This is a genomic window from Rhizobium sp. BK399, assembly GCF_014194695.1.
Lineage (GTDB): Bacteria > Pseudomonadota > Alphaproteobacteria > Rhizobiales > Rhizobiaceae > Rhizobium.
On the sequence record NZ_JACIAH010000010.1, the window covers coordinates 84827 to 103349 of the forward strand.

18 protein-coding genes and 1 pseudogene are annotated in these 18523 nt (G+C 57.7%); 8 read left to right on the top strand and 11 right to left on the bottom strand.

Features of this window, described 5'->3' with window-relative positions:
• From FHT97_RS20380 to FHT97_RS20395, 4 genes are all read left to right on the top strand, one after another.
• On the top strand, window positions 1-1002 hold a 1002-nt coding region (locus tag FHT97_RS20380; protein ID WP_183864060.1), incomplete at its 5' end, for a DUF4082 domain-containing protein.
• A gap of 854 nt (window positions 1003-1856) precedes the next feature.
• Window positions 1857-2786 carry a helix-turn-helix domain-containing protein gene (locus tag FHT97_RS20385; RefSeq protein WP_183864061.1) on the top strand — a complete coding sequence of 310 codons (930 nt, stop codon included), beginning with the start codon at window positions 1857-1859 and terminating at the stop codon, window positions 2784-2786.
• 107 nt (window positions 2787-2893) lie between these two features.
• Window positions 2894-4300: an aldehyde dehydrogenase family protein gene (locus FHT97_RS20390; RefSeq protein ID WP_183864062.1), complete on the top strand. Its 1407-nt coding sequence runs from the start codon at window positions 2894-2896 to the stop codon at window positions 4298-4300.
• A gap of 105 nt (window positions 4301-4405) precedes the next feature.
• Window positions 4406-6388 (top strand): tyramine oxidase, encoded by a 1983-nt coding sequence (locus FHT97_RS20395; protein ID WP_183864063.1) that lies wholly within the window; start codon window positions 4406-4408, stop codon window positions 6386-6388.
• A 387-nt stretch (window positions 6389-6775) separates the two neighbouring features.
• Here the strand turns inward: FHT97_RS20395 and FHT97_RS20400 are convergent, their stop codons facing one another.
• Both FHT97_RS20400 and FHT97_RS20405 read right to left on the bottom strand, forming a co-directional pair.
• Window positions 6776-6931 carry a hypothetical protein gene (locus tag FHT97_RS20400; protein WP_183757914.1) on the bottom strand — a complete coding sequence of 52 codons (156 nt, stop codon included), beginning with the start codon at window positions 6929-6931 and terminating at the stop codon, window positions 6776-6778.
• A gap of 20 nt (window positions 6932-6951) precedes the next feature.
• Window positions 6952-7248: a hypothetical protein gene (locus tag FHT97_RS20405; protein WP_183864065.1), complete on the bottom strand. Its 297-nt coding sequence runs from the start codon at window positions 7246-7248 to the stop codon at window positions 6952-6954.
• 49 nt (window positions 7249-7297) lie between these two features.
• On the opposite strand from FHT97_RS20405, the gene FHT97_RS20410 reads away from it, so the two are divergent.
• The gene (locus FHT97_RS20410) at window positions 7298-7543 is read left to right on the top strand and encodes a hypothetical protein (RefSeq protein WP_183864066.1); all 246 of its coding nucleotides are present in this window, start codon (window positions 7298-7300) and stop codon (window positions 7541-7543) included.
• Window positions 7544-7633: 90 nt separating this feature from the next.
• Here FHT97_RS20410 and FHT97_RS31605 read toward each other — a convergent pair whose 3' ends face one another.
• The 3 genes from FHT97_RS31605 to FHT97_RS20420 form a co-directional block, all read right to left on the bottom strand.
• Window positions 7634-7813, bottom strand: a complete 180-nt coding sequence (locus FHT97_RS31605) for a DUF3606 domain-containing protein (protein ID WP_259186283.1) — start codon at window positions 7811-7813, stop codon at window positions 7634-7636.
• Window positions 7814-8187: 374 nt separating this feature from the next.
• On the bottom strand, window positions 8188-8505 hold the full coding sequence (locus tag FHT97_RS20415) for a hypothetical protein (RefSeq protein ID WP_183757920.1): 318 nt from the start codon (window positions 8503-8505) through the stop codon (window positions 8188-8190).
• 852 nt (window positions 8506-9357) lie between these two features.
• A complete protein-coding gene (locus FHT97_RS20420; protein ID WP_183757922.1) occupies window positions 9358-9528 on the bottom strand; it encodes a hypothetical protein in 171 nt (56 codons plus the stop codon).
• Window positions 9529-9821: 293 nt separating this feature from the next.
• Here FHT97_RS20420 and FHT97_RS20425 point away from each other — a divergent pair, with 293 nt between their 5' ends.
• The gene (locus tag FHT97_RS20425; RefSeq protein WP_183864067.1) at window positions 9822-10349 is read left to right on the top strand and encodes an NUDIX hydrolase; all 528 of its coding nucleotides are present in this window, start codon (window positions 9822-9824) and stop codon (window positions 10347-10349) included.
• A gap of 570 nt (window positions 10350-10919) precedes the next feature.
• Here FHT97_RS20425 and FHT97_RS20430 read toward each other — a convergent pair.
• Window positions 10920-11126 carry a hypothetical protein gene (locus FHT97_RS20430; RefSeq protein ID WP_183864068.1) on the bottom strand — a complete coding sequence of 69 codons (207 nt, stop codon included), beginning with the start codon at window positions 11124-11126 and terminating at the stop codon, window positions 10920-10922.
• Between the two features lie 506 nt (window positions 11127-11632).
• Here FHT97_RS20430 and FHT97_RS30950 point away from each other — a divergent pair.
• Window positions 11633-11762: pseudogene (locus tag FHT97_RS30950) on the top strand (ATP-dependent DNA ligase); the annotation flags it as partial.
• A gap of 116 nt (window positions 11763-11878) precedes the next feature.
• On the opposite strand, the gene FHT97_RS20435 reads toward FHT97_RS30950, so the two are convergent.
• Both FHT97_RS20435 and FHT97_RS20440 read right to left on the bottom strand, forming a co-directional pair.
• The gene (locus FHT97_RS20435; RefSeq protein WP_183864069.1) at window positions 11879-13375 is read right to left on the bottom strand and encodes a DDE-type integrase/transposase/recombinase; all 1497 of its coding nucleotides are present in this window, start codon (window positions 13373-13375) and stop codon (window positions 11879-11881) included.
• 1152 nt (window positions 13376-14527) lie between these two features.
• Entirely contained in the window at window positions 14528-14815 is a 288-nt protein-coding gene (locus FHT97_RS20440; RefSeq protein ID WP_183759048.1) for a hypothetical protein, read from the bottom strand.
• A 1110-nt stretch (window positions 14816-15925) separates the two neighbouring features.
• Between FHT97_RS20440 and FHT97_RS20445 the strand changes: the two genes are divergently transcribed.
• Window positions 15926-16171, top strand: a complete 246-nt coding sequence (locus FHT97_RS20445) for a PilZ domain-containing protein (protein WP_183864070.1) — start codon at window positions 15926-15928, stop codon at window positions 16169-16171.
• A gap of 56 nt (window positions 16172-16227) precedes the next feature.
• On the opposite strand, the gene FHT97_RS20450 is transcribed toward FHT97_RS20445, so the two are convergent.
• The 3 genes from FHT97_RS20450 to FHT97_RS20460 form a co-directional block, all read right to left on the bottom strand.
• The gene (locus FHT97_RS20450) at window positions 16228-16410 is read right to left on the bottom strand and encodes a hypothetical protein (protein ID WP_183759050.1); all 183 of its coding nucleotides are present in this window, start codon (window positions 16408-16410) and stop codon (window positions 16228-16230) included.
• 190 nt (window positions 16411-16600) lie between these two features.
• Window positions 16601-16903 (bottom strand): DUF982 domain-containing protein, encoded by a 303-nt coding sequence (locus FHT97_RS20455; RefSeq protein WP_183864071.1) that lies wholly within the window; start codon window positions 16901-16903, stop codon window positions 16601-16603.
• Between the two features lie 293 nt (window positions 16904-17196).
• Window positions 17197-18273, bottom strand: coding sequence for a glycosyltransferase (locus FHT97_RS20460; protein WP_183864072.1), 1077 nt, complete (start codon window positions 18271-18273; stop codon window positions 17197-17199).
• Between the last annotated feature and the right edge of the window lie 250 nt (window positions 18274-18523).

The window sequence follows — 18523 nt, forward strand, 5'->3', positions numbered from 1 at the left end:
GGCACTGCGCTTGCCGGCACCTATGGCAGCCTGCTGCTCGATGCGACGGGCGCCTACAGCTACACGATCAACGAGACCAACACTGCGGTGCAGGCGCTGCGGCAGTCGACCAACACGCTGAGTGACGTCTTCAGCTACACCATGCGTGACACGGCCGGTGCGACGGCGACGGCCTCGCTGACGATCACCATCCACGGCGCCGACGACGCGCCGGTTCTGGCCGCCCAGACCGCCACCCAAAACGCGACGGCGGGGACCGCCTTCTCGTTCGCGCTGCCGGCCGGCACCTTCACCGATGTCGACAGCGGCGACACGCTTACCTACACGGCAACATCTGACAACGGCTCGGCGCTTCCGACCTGGCTGAGTTTCAATGCCTCGACGCAGACCTTCAGCGGTACGCCGACGACTGCAGGTACGTCAGGCATCAAGGTGACGGCAACCGACCTTGCCGGCCTTGCCACCAGCGAGACCTTCAATATCACCACGACAGTGCCGTCGACCTACAGCCTGTTCAGCGCTACCAGCACGCCGGCCCAGGTAAATCTCAACGATGGCCAGCAACTCGAGCTTGGTGTCAAATTCCAGTCGAACGTTGCTGGTGATATTACCGGTATCAAGTTCTACCGTAGCGCGAACGACAATGGCCAGAACGTCGTCGACCTGTGGACGACTGGAGGCGTCAACCTCGGCACTGCCACATATGCCGGCACCACGGGGAGTGGTTGGCAGACGGTGAACTTTGCGACCCCTGTCAACATTACCGCCAACACCACCTACATCGCGTCGTACCACACGACTGGTGCCTATGTGGCGACCGATGGCTTCTTTGCGAACGGCGTCACCAACGGCCCGCTGTCGGCGCTGTCGAACGCGGCCGCCGGCGGCAACGGCGTGTATTCCTATGGCGGCTCTGCCACCTCGGGTCTCTTCCCGACGAGCACTTTTGATTCAGCGAACTACTATGCCGATGTGGTCTTCCGACCGCAGCTCGCTGCGTAAGAGCATGCCATTGATGCCGCGAACATTGAGCGTGGTCCTGTGGCGGCAATCCTCGGGAGTGTCGAAAATCTCCGCCGCCATTGGAATGAATTCGATACCCTCGCTCTTCTAGGCAGTCTGGACAGACTTCTCTCGGCCGACAACAGAGATCGCTCGAATGAGATACGCCTAGGCCGTTCTTGGGTAATGCCACTCAGGGCTTGCAGCACGGAGAGCCTGTACCGTCGGCTGGCCCCACGGGCGCGCAGATCTTCCAGCCACTAGACATCTTCGCCGCTTACGCAACCGTCTGGCTCATCATGAGTTGATCCCTAACCGCAATGCCGAGGCAGCTTATGCCTCAATCCTGCGCCTAATAGGGTACATCTACCCAACCGCCGCTGAATGGATTGTTGATCAGAACCAGGTGCCAGCCGCTTTACCTGCAAGACCGTAAGGTTTGACTATGCACTCGGAGGCGGCAGGCGCAGATACAGCGCGGGAAAGGGGATGCGCGAAGCCTTCACGGTTTCGCTTGTCATCAATGACGCAGTTGACGGATTGATGACCTGGCCCATGCAAATGCAATGTCACACATGCTCCCAGCAATGATGTTGATGTGTGACGCATCTCATGCTAATAAGTGACCGAACGGTCGGTGAATGGAGCGCGATCGCGTCGGGAGGATTAGAGAATGTCCGAAACGTTCACGCACGATGCCATGCGCACGCCGAGGGTATGCGACGGCAGCGCAGTAGAGCGATTGTGCCCATGCGGCCTTTTCTTGCCACAGAGACGATACGTTCCACAGGTCACGGCATCGTGACTTTCGATAACTGAAGCAAAAGCCAATCTGCAAAGCCACGGGAGGGACGATGCAGTCACTTGTCACGCCAATCCATATGCCAGTGCCAGTGGAAATTTTGCAGGCTGAGATCCGAAAGGTCTGCGGTGTTTTCGATCTTGAACCGATGCGAGGGACCGGCGTGGTTGCCGGCGACGTTGCGACCCGGCGGATCGGTCTGTTCGATACCGCCATTGTCGGGCTCGATGCCAGCAGTCATGTGGAGCGCGGCGCCAAAGCGATCCGGCAGGATCCCGGTGAGCATTTCTTTCTTCTGATCCAGGACAGCGGCCAATGCCGCGTCGAGCAGAACGGTCGCGCGGCCGAGCTCGCTGCCGGTGACATGTTTCTGGTGGATTCCGTCAAGCCGTCGCGATTTCTGTATGGCGGCGCCCGTTCCAGCCAGGTCTCTATCCATTTGCCGCGCGACGAAATGGTGCATCGTTTCGGCGATACCTGCACAGGCGGCGTGTCGATCAGCCGCTCCGATCCGCTGTGGCTTGCCATCCGCGCCGTGGTGACCAAGATGCTCGACGCCTCGGGCGCCCAGCAGCAGCTTGGCGAGGCCTTCCTTTGCCTGATGGGTGCTTATCTGCAATCGAACCGGGGCATGATGCCCAATCGCGCGCCCGAGACATTGCTGTCGCGCGCATTGGCACTGATTGACCGCTACGGTCTCGAACCGGCCTTCGGCCCGCGCGAACTGGCGAGCCGCCTGAACGTCTCCGAGCGCATGCTGCAGCGCCACTTCCGGCCGCTCGGGGAAACGCCCGGGCAGCGCCTTCTCAAGCGTCGCCTCGAGGTGGCTCATGCCCGGCTGGCAGAACGTGCTGCCGACCAGGCGAGCGACGGCATCGCCGCCATCGCCTACGGTTCCGGCTTCAACGATCTCTCCTATTTCTACCGGGAGTTCCGCAAGAAGTACTGCACGACTCCCGGCGCCGTGGTGCGCTGTCATTGACGCTTTTGTCCAACAGACGGGACGCTCTCGTCCAAGTCTGGTGCACGGTTCTGGCCTAGGCTTCTTCCAAATCCGGGATGGACCGGATCTCAGCGAGGAGGCTGATCATGACGTTCTATTCTGCAATCATCGACGGGGCGTCGGTGACTGGCGAGGCAGGTTTCGCAGTTCTCAATCCGGCAACGGGCGAGGTGGCTGGACGCGCACCGAACATGGGTGGCGCAGAACTCGACCAGGCCGTCGAGGCTGCGCGCGCTGCGTTTCTTGCATGGTCGGCGAGAAGTGACGAGGACCTGCAGCGCATGTGCGCGGCCGTCACCTCCCGTATCGAGGAACATGCCGGTGAACTGGCCGACATTATCACGCGCGAGCAGGGCAAGCCCTTGAACGGCCTCGGATCGCGATGGGAAATGGGGGGCGCTGTCGCCTGGGCGGGATATACGACCGCATTGTCGGTTTCAGTTAAGGTCCTACAGGACAACAGCGAGGGTCGCGTCGAATTGCATCGCAAGCCGATCGGCGTCGTCGGTTCCATCACGCCATGGAATTTCCCGGTCATGATCGCGATCTGGCATATCATGCCGGCGCTCCGAACCGGCAATACCGTGGTCATCAAGCCATCGCCGCTGACGCCGCTGTCGACGCTGCGGCTGGTGGAAATCATCAATGAGGTTCTCCCACCTGGTGTCCTCAACGTCGTGACAAGCGACGACAAGGGCTTCAATCTCGGCGCGGCGATGGCGGCCCATCCAGGGATCAACAAGATCGTCTTTACCGGCTCCAGCGCGACCGGACAGAAGGTCATGCAGTCGGCCGCCGGCAACATGAAGCGCCTGACCCTCGAACTCGGCGGCAATGATGCCGGCATCGTACTGCCCGACGCCGATCCCAAGGCGATCGTCGAGGGCCTGTTCTGGGGTGCCTTCATCAACAACGGCCAGACCTGCGCCGCCCTGAAGCGGCTCTATGTCCATGACAGCATCCATGACGCGGTGTGCGAAGCTCTGGTAGACTATGCCCGCGCCATTCCCGTCGGCAATGGGATGGAGGAGACGAGCGTGCTTGGCCCGGTGCAGAACAGCATGCAGTTCGACAAGGTGTCACGTCTCGTCGCGGACGCCACGACGCGTGGCAAGGTCCTGCTTGGCGGTGCGCCGGGCGAGGGCCTGTTCTATCCGCCAACCATCATATCCGGCCTTAAGAACGGCGATCCGCTTGTCGACGAGGAGCAGTTCGGTCCGGCCCTGCCGGTCATCCGCTACCACGACGTCGAAGAAGCGATCGCACTCGCAAATGACAGCCCGAACGGTCTTGGTGGTTCCGTCTGGTCATCTGATATCGCGGCTGCAAAGGCCGTGGCGAGCCGCATGGCCTGCGGTTCCGTCTGGATCAACAAGCACGGCGCCATCCAGCCCAATGTCCCGTTCGGTGGCGTCAAGTCGTCCGGGCTCGGCGTCGAGTTCGCCGAGGAAGGCCTGCTGGAATACACGGACATCCAGGTGGTCTTCAGCTGAGGCCCAGCGCGCCGTCCGAACGGCGACGACCGTTGCAGTACGAGCAGGAACAATGAGGGCGGGCAGGTTGCCGCCCAACCAACAGATCAAGAGGGAGAGAGAGAGATGAATCGCACGCCCTATATTGCCGCCGCCGGCCTGATGCTGGCCCTTTCAGCATCCGCTGGGATTGCCCATCCGCTGGATGGCTTGACGGCGGAAGAATACCAGAAGATCAACGGGATCCTGCGCGATGCGAAGGTGGTTGACGAGAATACGCTCTATCCGTTGATCGAACTCAAGGAACCGGCCAAGGCCGATGTGATCTCCTGGAAGGACGGCGACAAGCCGCTCGACCGTGAGGCGCGGGTGCATCTCACGAGCCCGGAGGGCTTCAAGGAAGCCGTCGTCAACATCACGACCGGCAGGGTCGAGAGTACGACGCCGGTCAAGGGCCAGCCGATGGTCCTGTTCACGGAGTTCATGGACGCGCTGCAGGGCGCGCTGAAGGACCCGGACATGGTCATGGGCCTGAAGAAGCGGGGCCTGACGCCTGAACAGGCTTTCTGCCTGCCGCTGACGGCGGGCAACTTCTTCACAGAGGACTACAAGAATTCCCGCCTGATGAAAGTGCCCTGCTACAAGGTTCCTGACGGATCAAACTACTACGCCAAGCCGATCGAGGGCCTGTTTGCCGTCTACGATATCGGCAAGAAGAAGGTGGAGAAGGTCATCGACATCGGTGTGATCGAAGGCCCGAAGGATAATTGGGGCTACACCGAGAAGGAAGTCGAAGCGCGTGAGCCGCTGCGGCCGAAGATGAACATGGCCAAGCTCTCCCAGCAGGGCGGCCCCAACTACAAGATATCGGGCAGTCATCTCGAATGGGACCTGTGGCGCTTCAACTTCCGAGTCGACAAGCGGCCGGGCCTGGTGCTCTCCAACCTCGACGTCAAGGACGGCGACAAGTGGCGCTCGGTCATCTATCAATCCCACCTGTCTGAAGTCTTCGTACCCTACATGGACCCGACCGAGGGCTGGTACTGGCGCACCTACATGGACAGCGGGGAATACGGGTTCGGCCTTTTCCTGAGCCCGTTGCGTGCCGGCGTTGACTGCCCCGACTATGCAACCTTCCTGCCGGCAACGATTGCCGATGACAAGGGCAATCCGCTGACCATTCCGAACGCAATCTGTGTCTTCGAGCGCTCGATCGGCGACCCGGCCTGGCGTCACTTCGAAGTCTTTGCCCAGACGCCCGAAAAACCGCTTCCGGCCGAAGGCCGTCCGGCCACCGAACTTGTGGTTCGCACGGCGTCCGAAGTCGGCAATTACGACTATCTGATGGACTACCGCCTGCAACAGGATGGCCAGATCCGCATCATGATCGGCGCAACCGGCCTCGACGCGGTCAAGGGGGTCGCATCGGCCTCGATGAACGATCCGACGGCTGCCGCCGATACTGCACACGGCACGCTGATTGCACCGAACCTGGTGGCAGCCAACCACGACCACTACTTCAACTTCCGCATCGATTTCGACGTCGACCAGCCGGAGAACCATTTCGGCACGATGGACATCGTTCCGTCGAAGGTTGACAAGACGAACCCGCGCCGGTCGATGTGGGAAGTGCAGCACACGATGCCGAAGACAGAGCTGGAAGCCCGCTACCAGCTGTCCGCCGCAAAACCGCGTTACTTCATGATCTCGGATCCGTCCCGTGAAGGTTACCTCGGCCAGGAACCGGGCTGGATGATCCACCATGGCGACGTGGCCTACGGTCCCTTCGACTTCGCCAAGGACCCGCCGATGAAGCGCAACGCCTATATAGAGTACTCGGTGTGGAACACGGTCTACAATGCGGACCAGCAATATGCGGGCGGAAAGTTCGCCATGCAGAGCGACGGCTCCGACACGTTGCCGGAATGGGTCAAGGCCAACAAGCCGCTGATGGGCAAGGACATCGTGACCTGGTTTACCGCCGGCTTCCATCACATCCCCCGCATGGAGGACTGGCCTGTGATGTCAACGGAGTGGAAGACCATCCACATCGAGCCGCATAACTTCTTCGCCCACAACCCGGCCCTGACGATCCGTAACGCCGAATGATGCGGCGAGAGGGCGCCCCATGGGCGCCCTTTTTTCTTGATGTCCGTTCTTCAGGACAGGGACCGGACGGGTTGCCGGGCTCTCCCTTTCGGCGCACGGGCTGTGAGGAAAGGGCAGGCTCAGCGTGAGACATGATCCAGCAGAACAAAGAGAAACAGGATGACGAGCCAGCCGATCGCGGCAAGCGCGTCAAGCGCGACAGACCGCGCTCCTTGTTCAGGTGCATGAAAAACCAGTAGATCAGCGCCGTCTTGGCGAATGCGATCGTCAGGCTGGTTGCAAGGCCGAAGGGGCCGGTCGGCACGAAACTCGCCAACAAGGGTTGCAGCAAGCGGAAGCATAAGTGCAAACCAGACAAACAAAAACGGACGGACAATCCATATTTCGTCATCTCGCGAGGTAAAATGCCGGATCGAGGAATACCCACACGACATCGACGAGATGCCCGTAGTGGTCGGGACGATGCTGCGCTCCGGCAATCTGATCCTGCCGCTCGCCATCCACCGGAACTACGGAGAAGAGTGCTGCGACCGTGCAATGCATCAAGTTTGCGAATGTTTCGCTCAAAACGCATCAATCATTTGATGAATGGCGTTTTCGCTACCTTGCAACTTGAGCCGCAAATCGAGCCCATAAAGGAACCGCGACACTTCGCTTGGATGGCTCGAGGAGCCTTCACCGCAGCCGCTGACATCGAGGCGCGGGACCTTTCTTGGGCCAAAACGCAGAACGAGCGGCGACGCCAGAGACTGGAAAAACAGAACGCGACATGAATTTTGAGGCGCCTTCGGGCGAATTTCGGTTCCTGCGATCACACCGCTTTCCTTTGAAACAATACGGTCCTGGCGAAGAGCGTTCATCGCAATTCCAGTTCCGCGCTCTACTTCTATCTTCAGAAGGAGAACGAGATTGGAAAACCTGAGAGAATTTGCCTCGAGCACGAATGGTGATCGCTGGTTTTTGGGCGTCGATAAGCTGACGGACACAGAGTTTGTTGTCCACCGTGGGAACCCGTCGTCCGGCGGTCACGAAACAACAACTCTGGTGAGTGAGTTTTTGCAAAAGCGCCCGTTTGGGCCGGAGCGCGATGCTCTAATTTTGATACTAGCGGATCGCCCTGGTGAAAGCGGCGAGATAGCCGCTGGCCCGGTTTAAAAGATTCGTCTGAGGCGAGATCGCGGGGGATCTTTTAGTCATCCCCTTCCGATGGAGTGTGAGCTTATCAGCCTCCCGGCGCCGGCCATCTCATTTCAGGCGGTTGGCCGCCTTGTCACATGCATCACGATCAGATCCGTGAGTTTTAATGATGCGAGTAGCATCGGACGTCGTAATCCCATGCTTTTTGGCAAACGTGGCGACGTGGTAGGGTTTGCGGTCCGAAAACCCGGGATCGGATTTGCCGCGTCGCGGCCTTATGTTTGACACAACGTTCTCCTGGTCGAGGCGCGTAGAAACTTAGCTGTTATTGGCCGCTGAATAGCAAGAGGAATCGGTCGGACCTTGCCAAGGCGCAAATATGAGGAGAAGCCGACGCGCCCCGAACTGTAGGGTGCGTGCCGCCTAGGCCCGTCGGGCGGTCGGGAGGGTAGGCCGGTATGATATCAGGAGGAGTGGCCGCTGACCCGACACTCCTCTTTTGCATTACGTAAGAGCCTTGATCAGGCATCACAAGCACCGGCGGGATCACGAGCTTGATAGTGAGGTCAGCGTCTCTGGCCGATCCTTGTATATTCTCCAGCATTCGGAGCCGGTCGTCCAGACAAGCGCCTCGAATAAATTCACCCTTTGGCAATTGGCAGCTAGTTCGCCTTCGAGATATCCGGAGGAGTCAAGGCGGAGCTAATCATCTGACCCAGTAGATTGTGCAGCATCTGCGCGGTCCCCAAGTCCATGCGAAGGCGAGAGGCGATGTCGACCACGCCCTGATTGTTCGCGTCCATGAAGCAGGAGCCGAATGAGAGGTAGACGGTCCCGTTGATTATGCGAGCTTCGGTTAGGTAGTCCGTGAACTTGATGGTTTCTCCATTGTCACGGATCTCCCACCATTGATCGCCCATAGCGATTTTGCGCCCGCTGCTGATTACGACTTCGTCCGGTGTAGTGGTTTCATCAGCCATTTGTGTGCCCTTTCGCTGGTAACAACCTTGGGTCAAATGAAGCTGGATTCAGGTGATTCAGTAAAGCGATAAACGTGGACTGGCCGCCTTTCACAGGGCCGAGGGGCTGATTTGCTCGTTGTTCGACTTCTCCACAGCTTGGGGCAGCAATGATCGAAAATATCCTGATGCGCTGGTGTTGCTGGCCGCTCACTTTCTGTGCGCCTACCAGCTTCAAGGGCCGCTTCCTGTCTAACGCGAAACAATCCGGCCCGATGCCGATTTATCACTTGATCGCTCATTCCGGCATACAAGGTGCCGGTGTGGCTGTGGTCACAGGTAATAGTTAGCGCGGGTTAGCAGAATGGCTGGCTCATCCGCCTATCGACGAGGCGAAGGCGCGCGGAAGAACGACTTCCGCCGTGGACCAAGCGCTGCACATCGCCTGCAAAGCCGTCTGGCTCGTCTACGTCATCTTGTCCGCAACGCTGCTGCATGGGCAATCTATCTCGCCCTGGCGGCGATGACATTCGGTTTGGCATCGTTGCACGGTTGGCCGAGCTGACCCGTCCCGCCGTCACCTAACGCCTCGCAGTCGGACCGGCCGACGCCATCATCGCCGCAGAGAGAACTTATCCCGAATGACGTCTGAACATGGCGGGCCTGAATTGCCGTCAATGCCTCCTCGGCAAGCACACGGCTTACTACGGCTCTCACCAATGGTTGTAGACCCACCACAAACAATACCCGGCAAGCACCAAAACAAAGATCGTATATACAAAACGTTTTGCCATCTCCGCTCCCTTTAGACGGGAACGTCGAAGCTATACTGCAACCAGGTCGAAGTGAATAGGCCTGCGGCTTGCGGCTTAGCTAGTCGCCGTCACGAACCCGTTGAATGTAGCGCTTTCGGTCCTCTTCCGTTGCGCTAATGGATAGATCCTGCCCCAGCTCAATACGCTGGGCTACAGGTTGCCAGGGCCTTCCCGGGTTTTCCTTTGTCCACAGCTGCTTCGCACGTCGTTCGATTTCAGCGTCTTCCAAGCTGGTCTCCTCCGTTTTCAACAAAGGTAGCATGGGTGGGCTTTAGGCACGAGCTGACCCTGATGGAGCCTCTAAGCTCCTACTTCGAGGGCGGAAAAATCAACATGAGATCCGTGTCCGGCGGCTTCCGGACCAATAAAGGAGAAGACGCACGAGCGCACCTACCGTAACAGCGCCGCAGCGGCACGAAAGGACATACCTGTTTCTTCCACACCGTTTATTCGCAAGAGATCCAGTCGGAAAACGGCAGGTTCCTTGATCTTGTCGGAAGCTTGCCATACCTCAAACAACCCATGGCGCCCAAGAAGAAATCGGCAGAGGCCCGTGTGGGTCAACCAAAGTCCCTTTTGAAGCAGCTCGCGGCTCAGCCAGACAAGCTCTTCGCCGGCAAGTTTCGTCAGCAGTACGCTGCCTTGTGCTTCCGCTATAAGAACGACGGGGCTTCGATAGAAATACTGGTTGTAACATCGCGCGATAGCGGCCGATGGATCATCCCGAAGGGATGGCCTATGGAAGGCAAGGCGCCCCATGCATCTGCTGCTATCGAAGCTTGGGAAGAGGCGGGAGTTCGAGGCAAGGTCGGGAAGAAGCCCGTCGGCAGATACACCTATCTGAAGCTTTTGAGCGATGGGGACGTCGTGCCCTGCATCGTTGATATATTCCAAATCGAAATCAAAACGGAGGCTGCAGACTTCAAGGAACGCGGACAGCGCGCCTTGGCTTGGGTCAGCCCGAACGAGGCCGCACGTCGCGTGCGAGAGGTCGAGCTAAAATCCATATTGATCGATTTCAGGCCCAACGGTAGAGGGAAGGGAAAATAACTGCTGAGATGTCCGCGGGCAGCCCACGAAAAAGAGCCCCGCTGGATGGCGGGGCGTGGAGGTAAGCAGAAGATCGCGCCCAGGTCGGGGACGCAAACGGAGATTAATCAACCCATTTCTTCCGTTCAAGTAACTCATAAGGTTGCCTTATATTCGACGGTGACGCCCGCCCCGTAAGTTAGCGCTAGTTGAGCGGTCAGCCTCGACAAGCACGAGGCTCAAGGCGTCGGGCTGCACCAAGGGCGAGCGGTGCAAGGGGAAAGGTCGCAGTGGCTACCAGCTAGCAGCCAGCTCCCAAGGCGGCAGTTTGCAATGAATCGTAGAAGACCAAGTAGCCGATGTCTTCTTCCAGTGCCTTGCAGGTCTCATCGTATTCGGCGAACCGGCCAGCCTCGTCTTATCGCGAAAGGTACGGCCTCGCTGTACACTTCACACAGGTCTTGAACCCAGTGTTGTTTTCCTTCGAACGCTCGAAGCCGAGGACATTTCATTTTTAGGGAGGCCCAGCCATGCGTAAAGGTGGCTGAACTTGCGAGCTGCATCGTCGGACTGTTCAATCTTTTATGATCATCACAATGGATCTGTAGCACGCGATGTTGCTGCAAGGAAGGTCTCAGGGCGTTGGCTGTCAGGCTGCCTTCCATATCCTTTCGAATGGACGGAAGCAGGTTTTAGAACCACCAATCGGCTGCCAGGAAGAAGCTGGATAACCTTGTTGTGCGCCAGCTTGATCAACCCGCCCATGATTTCAGCTTCGGAAAAGCCAAGACCTTTCATTCGGTCTCCTATCCTATAAAGAGGAACGGTTTGATGCCATTTTGGTAGTAGGGACAGGAGCGCCAACTGGATATCAGAGCTTCTACTCAAAGAATGCTGCCTCCATATCAAAATGATCCCGCCGTGTAACGATTGGAACGTTTCTTTGTTCCTGGCTTCCTTTGATATGCCGGGGCGTGACAATGGCTCGTGTGTGGTGCGCTCGGACAGAAGCGGCCGGTTCACTAGCAACGACGGCTGATTGCGAACCGGCCCGACGCTGGCGTCTGGAGGGCAGGGCCAGCGCTCGACAAATATTAGCACGGAACTCCGCGATATCCGATTCAACAATGGCGGATGTAAAGTCGTGGTTCTGGAAGAGGCTGGCCCACTGAAGCGCCGAGCTCAGCAGCCGCCTCAACGCGTCAATCCCTTGCGGCTTGTGATGTATTGGCGTTGAGAAGGTCAACCATATCGTCGGCCTCCTCCAGACGGCAATGCGTGAGCGTCTCCCGGTTCACCTCTTCGTGTGGGTGCAGCCGACGCTGATTGCCGATCGAATACCGCGCATTGACGCACGATGGAAAACAGCGCCATGCCTCTTACAAGGACCTGCGGGAGGTGCAGCACAACGCTGCAGTCTGTGAAATCTCATGATCGCGGAAGACGGTGCGCGGCGACAATCACGTTGAGATTCGTATTGCCTCATTTGTGAATGTTCCTGATCTACTGGATCATTGCCTCACAAGATTGCTCCTTTCCGCTGCGAGCCTTCAAGACGCGGAGAGTTGAGTTGTTTCGGAATTCGCACCGAAGATCATGGCATGGGCTTTATTTCGACGCCACTCCTTCACGCGTCGTTGCACTGTTCGCAGGAGCCCGTCGGGGTACTCATTCGGATAACGCTCTTGAAGCTGCTCGAGCAACTCGCGGCCTGTCCGCCACGGCTCCTCCTCAAACCAGGAGCGGAGATCGTCGGTCACGCGGATGAGCGGGTCTGGTCTGCGTCGCTCTAGGCGCAGTTTTGGTTTCGCTTTAGCCGTCGGACGGACTTCGCCTTCGGTCCAGGCATGGCGCAGGTTCTGCAAGAACGTTTCGATATCCGGCGTGACTGTTGACAGCGAGGCATTGTTGGCAACGTCGACAAGACGCTGCTGCGCTGTTCGAATATCGCGCAACAGTTTCACAGGATCCAACTGGTCGCAGATGTGTGATAGCCGATTTCGGACTTCGGTCGGCGTTCTCGGATCTGCCAAGAGCCTCTGGTAGGGTGTCGCCGGAGGATGATAGATCTTTTTGACCAATGCGCCGTCACGACGCTTCTCCCGCAGCTTAAAGGACGGCTGGAAGAAGTTTGTGAACAAGCGCACCGATCGGTATAGATCGGCTAGGGTCGCAGCGGCCTCGACCCCCTCATAGCGATGATAACCAACAATGCGGCGAACGATCGACCCATTCTTCTGCTCGACGAAAGCCTGATCGTTCTTGCGGTAGGGACGGCAACGCGTGAACTCGATATTGGAATCAAGGCAGTAATCCCTGATCGTTTCGTTGATGAAGACGCTATCGTTGTCGGTATCGAAGCCGAGCAGCGGAAAGGGCATCAAACGTCGCAACTCACTCAACACTTCCGTCAAAAGTTTCTGTTCACGCACAAGCAGAGGCGCACATTCAGTCCAGCCGCTGGCAATGTCGGTGAGGACTAGCGTTTGGACGAAGCTGCCGCGCGCGACGGGGCCGGAGTGCGAGACAAGATCTGCTTCGACAAAACCAGGCGCGGGATCACCCCAGTCAGAGAATTTCCGGATGGGGACGCTACGCCTTAAAGCAGACGAAGCAACCGAATGCCGGCGACGCCGGCCACCCGCTGTCTCGCGAATATCTTTCAGAGCCCGATCAATCGTAGCGGCGCTCATCTGCAACAACACAGCCCGGATCCTATCATCCAGGTTGAGGTGTCCGTGCCGTTCCATGGAGATGACCAGCGTTGGGAGCAGTGCCTTCAACCGCTTTCCACAAACACGGTCGGACGACTCCCACAACACGACAAGCGCCTGGCGGGCGGCTTCGTCATAGATCCGAGGCCGTGGTCGAGAAGAGACTTGATTATGGGCGCCGCGAAGCAACCGCATCGCATGTTTCCGATGCATGCCGCTGATCGCAACGAACTGATCGAGAATGCGCGACTTTTCCTCTCGGCTGCCTTGGAGGTAACGCTTTGCTAAAGCTGCAATCAATTCTTTCTTGGTCGTCACGCTGATGTGCCTCATCTGATTTGCTCCGCACCCACAAATGCCGGGAGCAAATCAGATGAGGCAACAGCCAATAATCAAGGAGCATTTTTAGCGAGGCAATGCGCCGTCTCATCCTGATCGCCGCGCTATAAGACGGTGTTTGCTACGAGAAGAAGCCCAGACACTGGTTTCTGCAGATGCAGCCGTTTGAGGGAGCGTGTCCGACGCTTCTTCTCTATCCGTCTAACTTCAGCGTGGTCCGAATGTTCCAGCGTGATTGAAGGTTGGGCTCATGCGGCTCACGATAATTCGGGCGAAGGAACGCAACCCTTGGCCAAGGATCTCTCGACCCTGCGTCGCGGTTAACAAAACCCGTTCTCGACGCCCAGCCACGATGACGTCTGCGGGTCAGAAATGATATCCGTAAAATGTCGCATTTTTCGCGGCAATGAAGCCTTATCCTCCGAACATCCAAGGCGAGGCCAACCAAAAACCTCTCCCAACGAAAGCTATCGCGGTGAGGACAAGGAGCAGGGCCAAGATGATGCCCGGAATGTCGAAGCAGTTCATTCGTGTTCCTCGCTGGTGCGCGCTCATTCTCTCAAGGGCCGACAACGAGCAGGTCCCGGGGCTGAGAGGGGTCCATCCGCGGTATCCGGCATTCACTATGTCCTCGGTTACGAGGACGTTTGGAAGGCTACACCTTGGATGGTCCGTCGCCGCCTTTCGAAAGTCGAACGATTTAACGGACTTAGGTCCAAGCGGAAGGTGTCTGTCATCGGACAAGGCGAACGCAGCGAGGAGCCGGTGTTGCCAGCTCGACCCGCCACGCGCACCACCGTCGCCGAGAAGAGGTGCGGCGCCAGGTGATGGCGATTTATTGGCTGAGCGGCCGGCTCGCCTCGCGCGACAGGATCGCTCTAGAGAGCCGACCTGCGTCGGTCGTCGGGAACGGCTCCGGCGCTGAACGTCATGTAGCGACCAAAGCCTCTGGTTTCACGCGGCATTTCGACCGGTCCTAATAGTACTTTCCACCAAACAAGTGCTGGTTTTCCTCATTTGGATAGGCTGGAGGCCGGCTCGAGGATCGAGCTAAGCCGGACCTGGGAAACGCCGCGCATTCGCAATGCGCTAAGGCCCTGGAAGTGTCTCTCGCTCGCAATCGCCGATTGTGAAAATGCTCCGCGTCTACTTGTTCTTAAGTAGCCAAACCTTCCCGGCCATCGTAATGCCGTAGACGTCTTTCGACCTGTCATCGTCGAGATGCCGCCGCTCCAGAAAGCCAAGTCCATTTAGCTCATCCAAAGCTTTGGCTGTCACGGACTTCACTTTCTGGGGCCGTTCCTTCCAGCGGTCGGACTTCGCGTAGGTCACCGTTGCGTTCTGGTGCGTCCATTTATTCGACGGCTGCGGATATAGATCTCCGTCTTTGGCCAGTTTCAATGCTGCAATTAGCGATGGGGAAAGCTCAATCATGTTTAGGACGCCTGTATCGTTGAAGACGCGTTCCTAACACAATCCACAGACTTTGCACGTTCAGCTTTCCTGACGAGTAATCAGGTGTGGCACAGGATGATCAGGTGGAAGGAAGGCTCGGGGGGGCAAGGGGTCGAGCCTTCCTCCTCATGCCGTGCGCTTGTGTGCAAGCGTTGCGGAGCTTACCCCCGGACGGAGCCTGGTTAGATAGACGAAATGCGTAGGGTATTATTTCAGCACAACGCCCCTACTTGCACTGTGCACAATCCCCCTGTAGCAATCTGCCCAAAGCAACTCGGGAGATGGCATGCTGAGACCTCGTCTGCTTCTTCTGATGTGCGGTGTAATCTATCTGTTCACGCTAGTCTCTTCCGGTTTCTTTTCATGACAAGACTTGCGGCTCTAAGGGGCGCTATTTCAGCTAGGCTGACCGCCTTTTGCATTTTTCTTTGCCTCTTCCCGCTAATCGCTATGCTGCTCACTTGTCTTGTTCTGATAGCTGGCTTCGAGCTTAGACGGCGGATCATTTCTTCGGCGTCTCCAGCCCCCGACGATCCGGAGCTCTTCCCCCCACTCCCAAACCGATCGTCTGATACAGCGTGGAAATCCTAAAGACGACGCGGCTGCGTCAACTTGTGTCGGTGGAACAAGTCTTCAGCATGAATCAAATCCGCCATCTCAAGTGCGTCGTCCAGCGTCATGCCTTCGAGCGGGTGAGCTTCATCTTTCGCGGGCCACCCGGAGAAGACGTCACAATCAACCACAAGCCTTCGAACGTGAGGCTCGACCGCAGGAGGCAGCGTCTATGGCCACATCCTTCTTATTTCCCAAGTGTAGGCTAAAGGGCGGGAACTGGAACCGTGGTACCCGTTCAGGGAATGGGGCAGGTCCTGAAGCCTAGTGACGTGCGAACCAGGTGGATCAATACCTGCCCCTGAGGCTCTGTGAACAGGGCCCAGTCACCATTGGAGTTTGGTGACGCAAGGATAATAGGCCGTCGATGCGACGGGAAGGTAGTGGTTGTTTATGCCATGCCGGCATCTGTCTGCTACCGTACGCAAAGGCTAATAATATACAAGGCATTTACCTTTCGCTTCCATTTTGCTCCTCATGGACGGCAGAAGAGATCATCGAAAACGGACGTTTATTGGCGCCAAGATCCTGCTTAATGGCGGCGCCTGCGTGCTGGATTGCGTTGTCAAGGATTTATCTGAGGGTGGGGCACGCGTGAGCGTTAATGGAGCATTTGCTGTGCCTGCGCAGTTCGATTTGAAGTTATCAGATAGCCGATCTTTTCACTGCCGTTCGAAATGGCGTCGGTTGGAGTCCCTCGGGGTGAGTTTTCAAGTCCTATGATTGAAGGTAGCGCCAAAGCAAGGGTTTCCATCGATCTCTATCGGCACGGATGGACATCACTCAAACTTCGGTGCCCAAGCCTTCGCGTCTGGGAGGGCCAACAAGGTCAGGTTCGAGAATTGTGCGAAATCTACAGTGAAGTAACCATGCTGCACGACCTGACGTCCAAGGCCGGAGATGAAGAGGCGGTGACCAAGTACGAGGAGCTCCGTCTTGCACTGGAAGATGATGTCCATCATTACCTGGCCTTCTACAACGATATGGAAGGTGATCTTCCCCTAGCTACCATTCGGGCTTGGGTCTCTATCCATGAATGACAGTGCCTCATCGTATGGCCAAGGACTGATTTAACGCAGCCCTTGGCCAAGGATCTCTCAACCCTACAGCCCTACAGCAGCGAAAGGGCAATCCGCGATTTCAGCGGATCGGTCAATAAGCCTCGATGACTGACGGTGAAAAGCGCTTGCCATCCGGTCGCATGTTGTTTCGAGCCGCAAGGCCAGCCTCTAGACATGCCGCAATAAAGAGTTCCTTGCAGACCGCGGGTGGCGTCTGGTGGTTCAGGGCCTTTCGACAGCTAATGACAGCTGCATCGTGATAGGCTCCGCGTGGGGAGGGCCATTCATTCTCGAGGAAGTCCAAGGTGTCGTGGACACTCTGAAAAGACACCTCGGTGCCATTCTGTAGTCGAACGTTAACAGGGACATTCCAGAGGACATCTGACGTCGTCATTTTTTCCTCCTTTTCTCTCAACGACAACGTAACGAGAATCTAATATTAGGTGCCCTGCAGCTCAAGAGGCGGCACGCGAAAAGTTAACGGTCGCCACCGGCGACAACCGCGACAAAGACCCCACCATTAGACAAAACGTGCCCCGCCTGGGGAGACCCAAGCGGGGCTGTCGTACAGGAAAGCGGAGAAGGTCGTTCATTTCCTTCTCTGCCGCTCAAACACAAAGATTTCGATTTTGTTCCGAGGGCGTCGATAACTGGTCTCGAAATGAGCAAGACATAGGAAAGCAATGATCAGTGAGCGGCGGCATGCGCATCGAGCGCGTCGATGACCGATTCCCACAGGGCGCCAATCTCGGCTGTCGCATCAAGTGGCGCAACACCGCCGCGAGGCGCCTTCGACACCGCCTCTGCCATCGTGCCCACGCCTGCATCCGTTGCCACCAGCCGCACCGCTCCGCGCTCAATCAGCTTGCGAAAGAGACTGTGGTGAGCAAGCGCATTGCGTTGTCGCGGCGCATTGACGACGATCGGCTTTCCCGCGAAGCTTGCGGCCAGCACGCTTGCCCGGCGAGCCGTCAACCCTTCCGAGAACAGGTAGCAAAACACGTCAACATGGTTGAGGATCCCGTAAATATCTTCGGTATCCGCAACATAGCCTGTTACCGTCACACGGTCGGCAATGCCTAGCCTGTCGGCAAGAGCATAGAAATCGCGCTCCACATTGTCGAGGCCGCGGATGAATGAGCCAACGAAGACGACGCCGACGTCATGGCCATGCGCCAAAAGGTGCGCGGCAACCTCAAGGACTGCGGTCGACTGTTTCCTCGGGTAGATTGAACCGAATTGTCCGAGGATAAGGCGACCGGCTTTGCGCTGTTCCTTGAGGGCCTGGGCAACCGAACCTGATCTGAGCGAAAACGGCAGGGCGAGGTTCGGCGGAATGGGGACGACATCTCGCTTGCGGGTTGCAAGGGCCGACAGGGGACTTATCGAAAATTCATCGGCCACTTCGGGCGCCGAAAACAGGATATGGGTTGCAAGGAGCACGACAGGGACAAGGACAAGCCTGCGCTTCCAGTCCAGCGCATCCCACTCGTGCAGCACGACGACGAGATCCTTCCGCCGAAGGCGGGTTGTCAACGCGACGGAAACAGGTTCCGCAAGTTTCCGTTTCCAGGCCACCACAGGGAAATTGAGGATCGCCGCATCGGCGTCGTCAAGGGCTGAGACGAGCGTGCGGATCTTGCCGTCGAGAAGGTGCGTACGGCCCCTAATTCCCAGTCTTGACGCTGTCTGGCGGGCAAACTCCTCGACGCCGCACGTCTGAACAGCGTCAGAGACAAGTGCAAGATAGCGACGCTTGGACATTTCGGACTTTCTGCGCGGTGGTCGACGGGGAAACACGTTGATACCGCTTTTTCGTAAAGGCCAACTTACGATTTTGGCTTCGAAAACATGAGTGTGTACGCCAGTCCCGTCACCAGTAACGGCGGTTAACTATAGCGCGAGGTTTTGCTGCGGTTGCTCGGTAAAAGCGCTAATTGAGAGGCTTGTTCTTGACCGTTGCCGGTTTTCGAAGGTGCTTGAATGGCTAGGCATGGCGGTGCGTCGGCGCCTC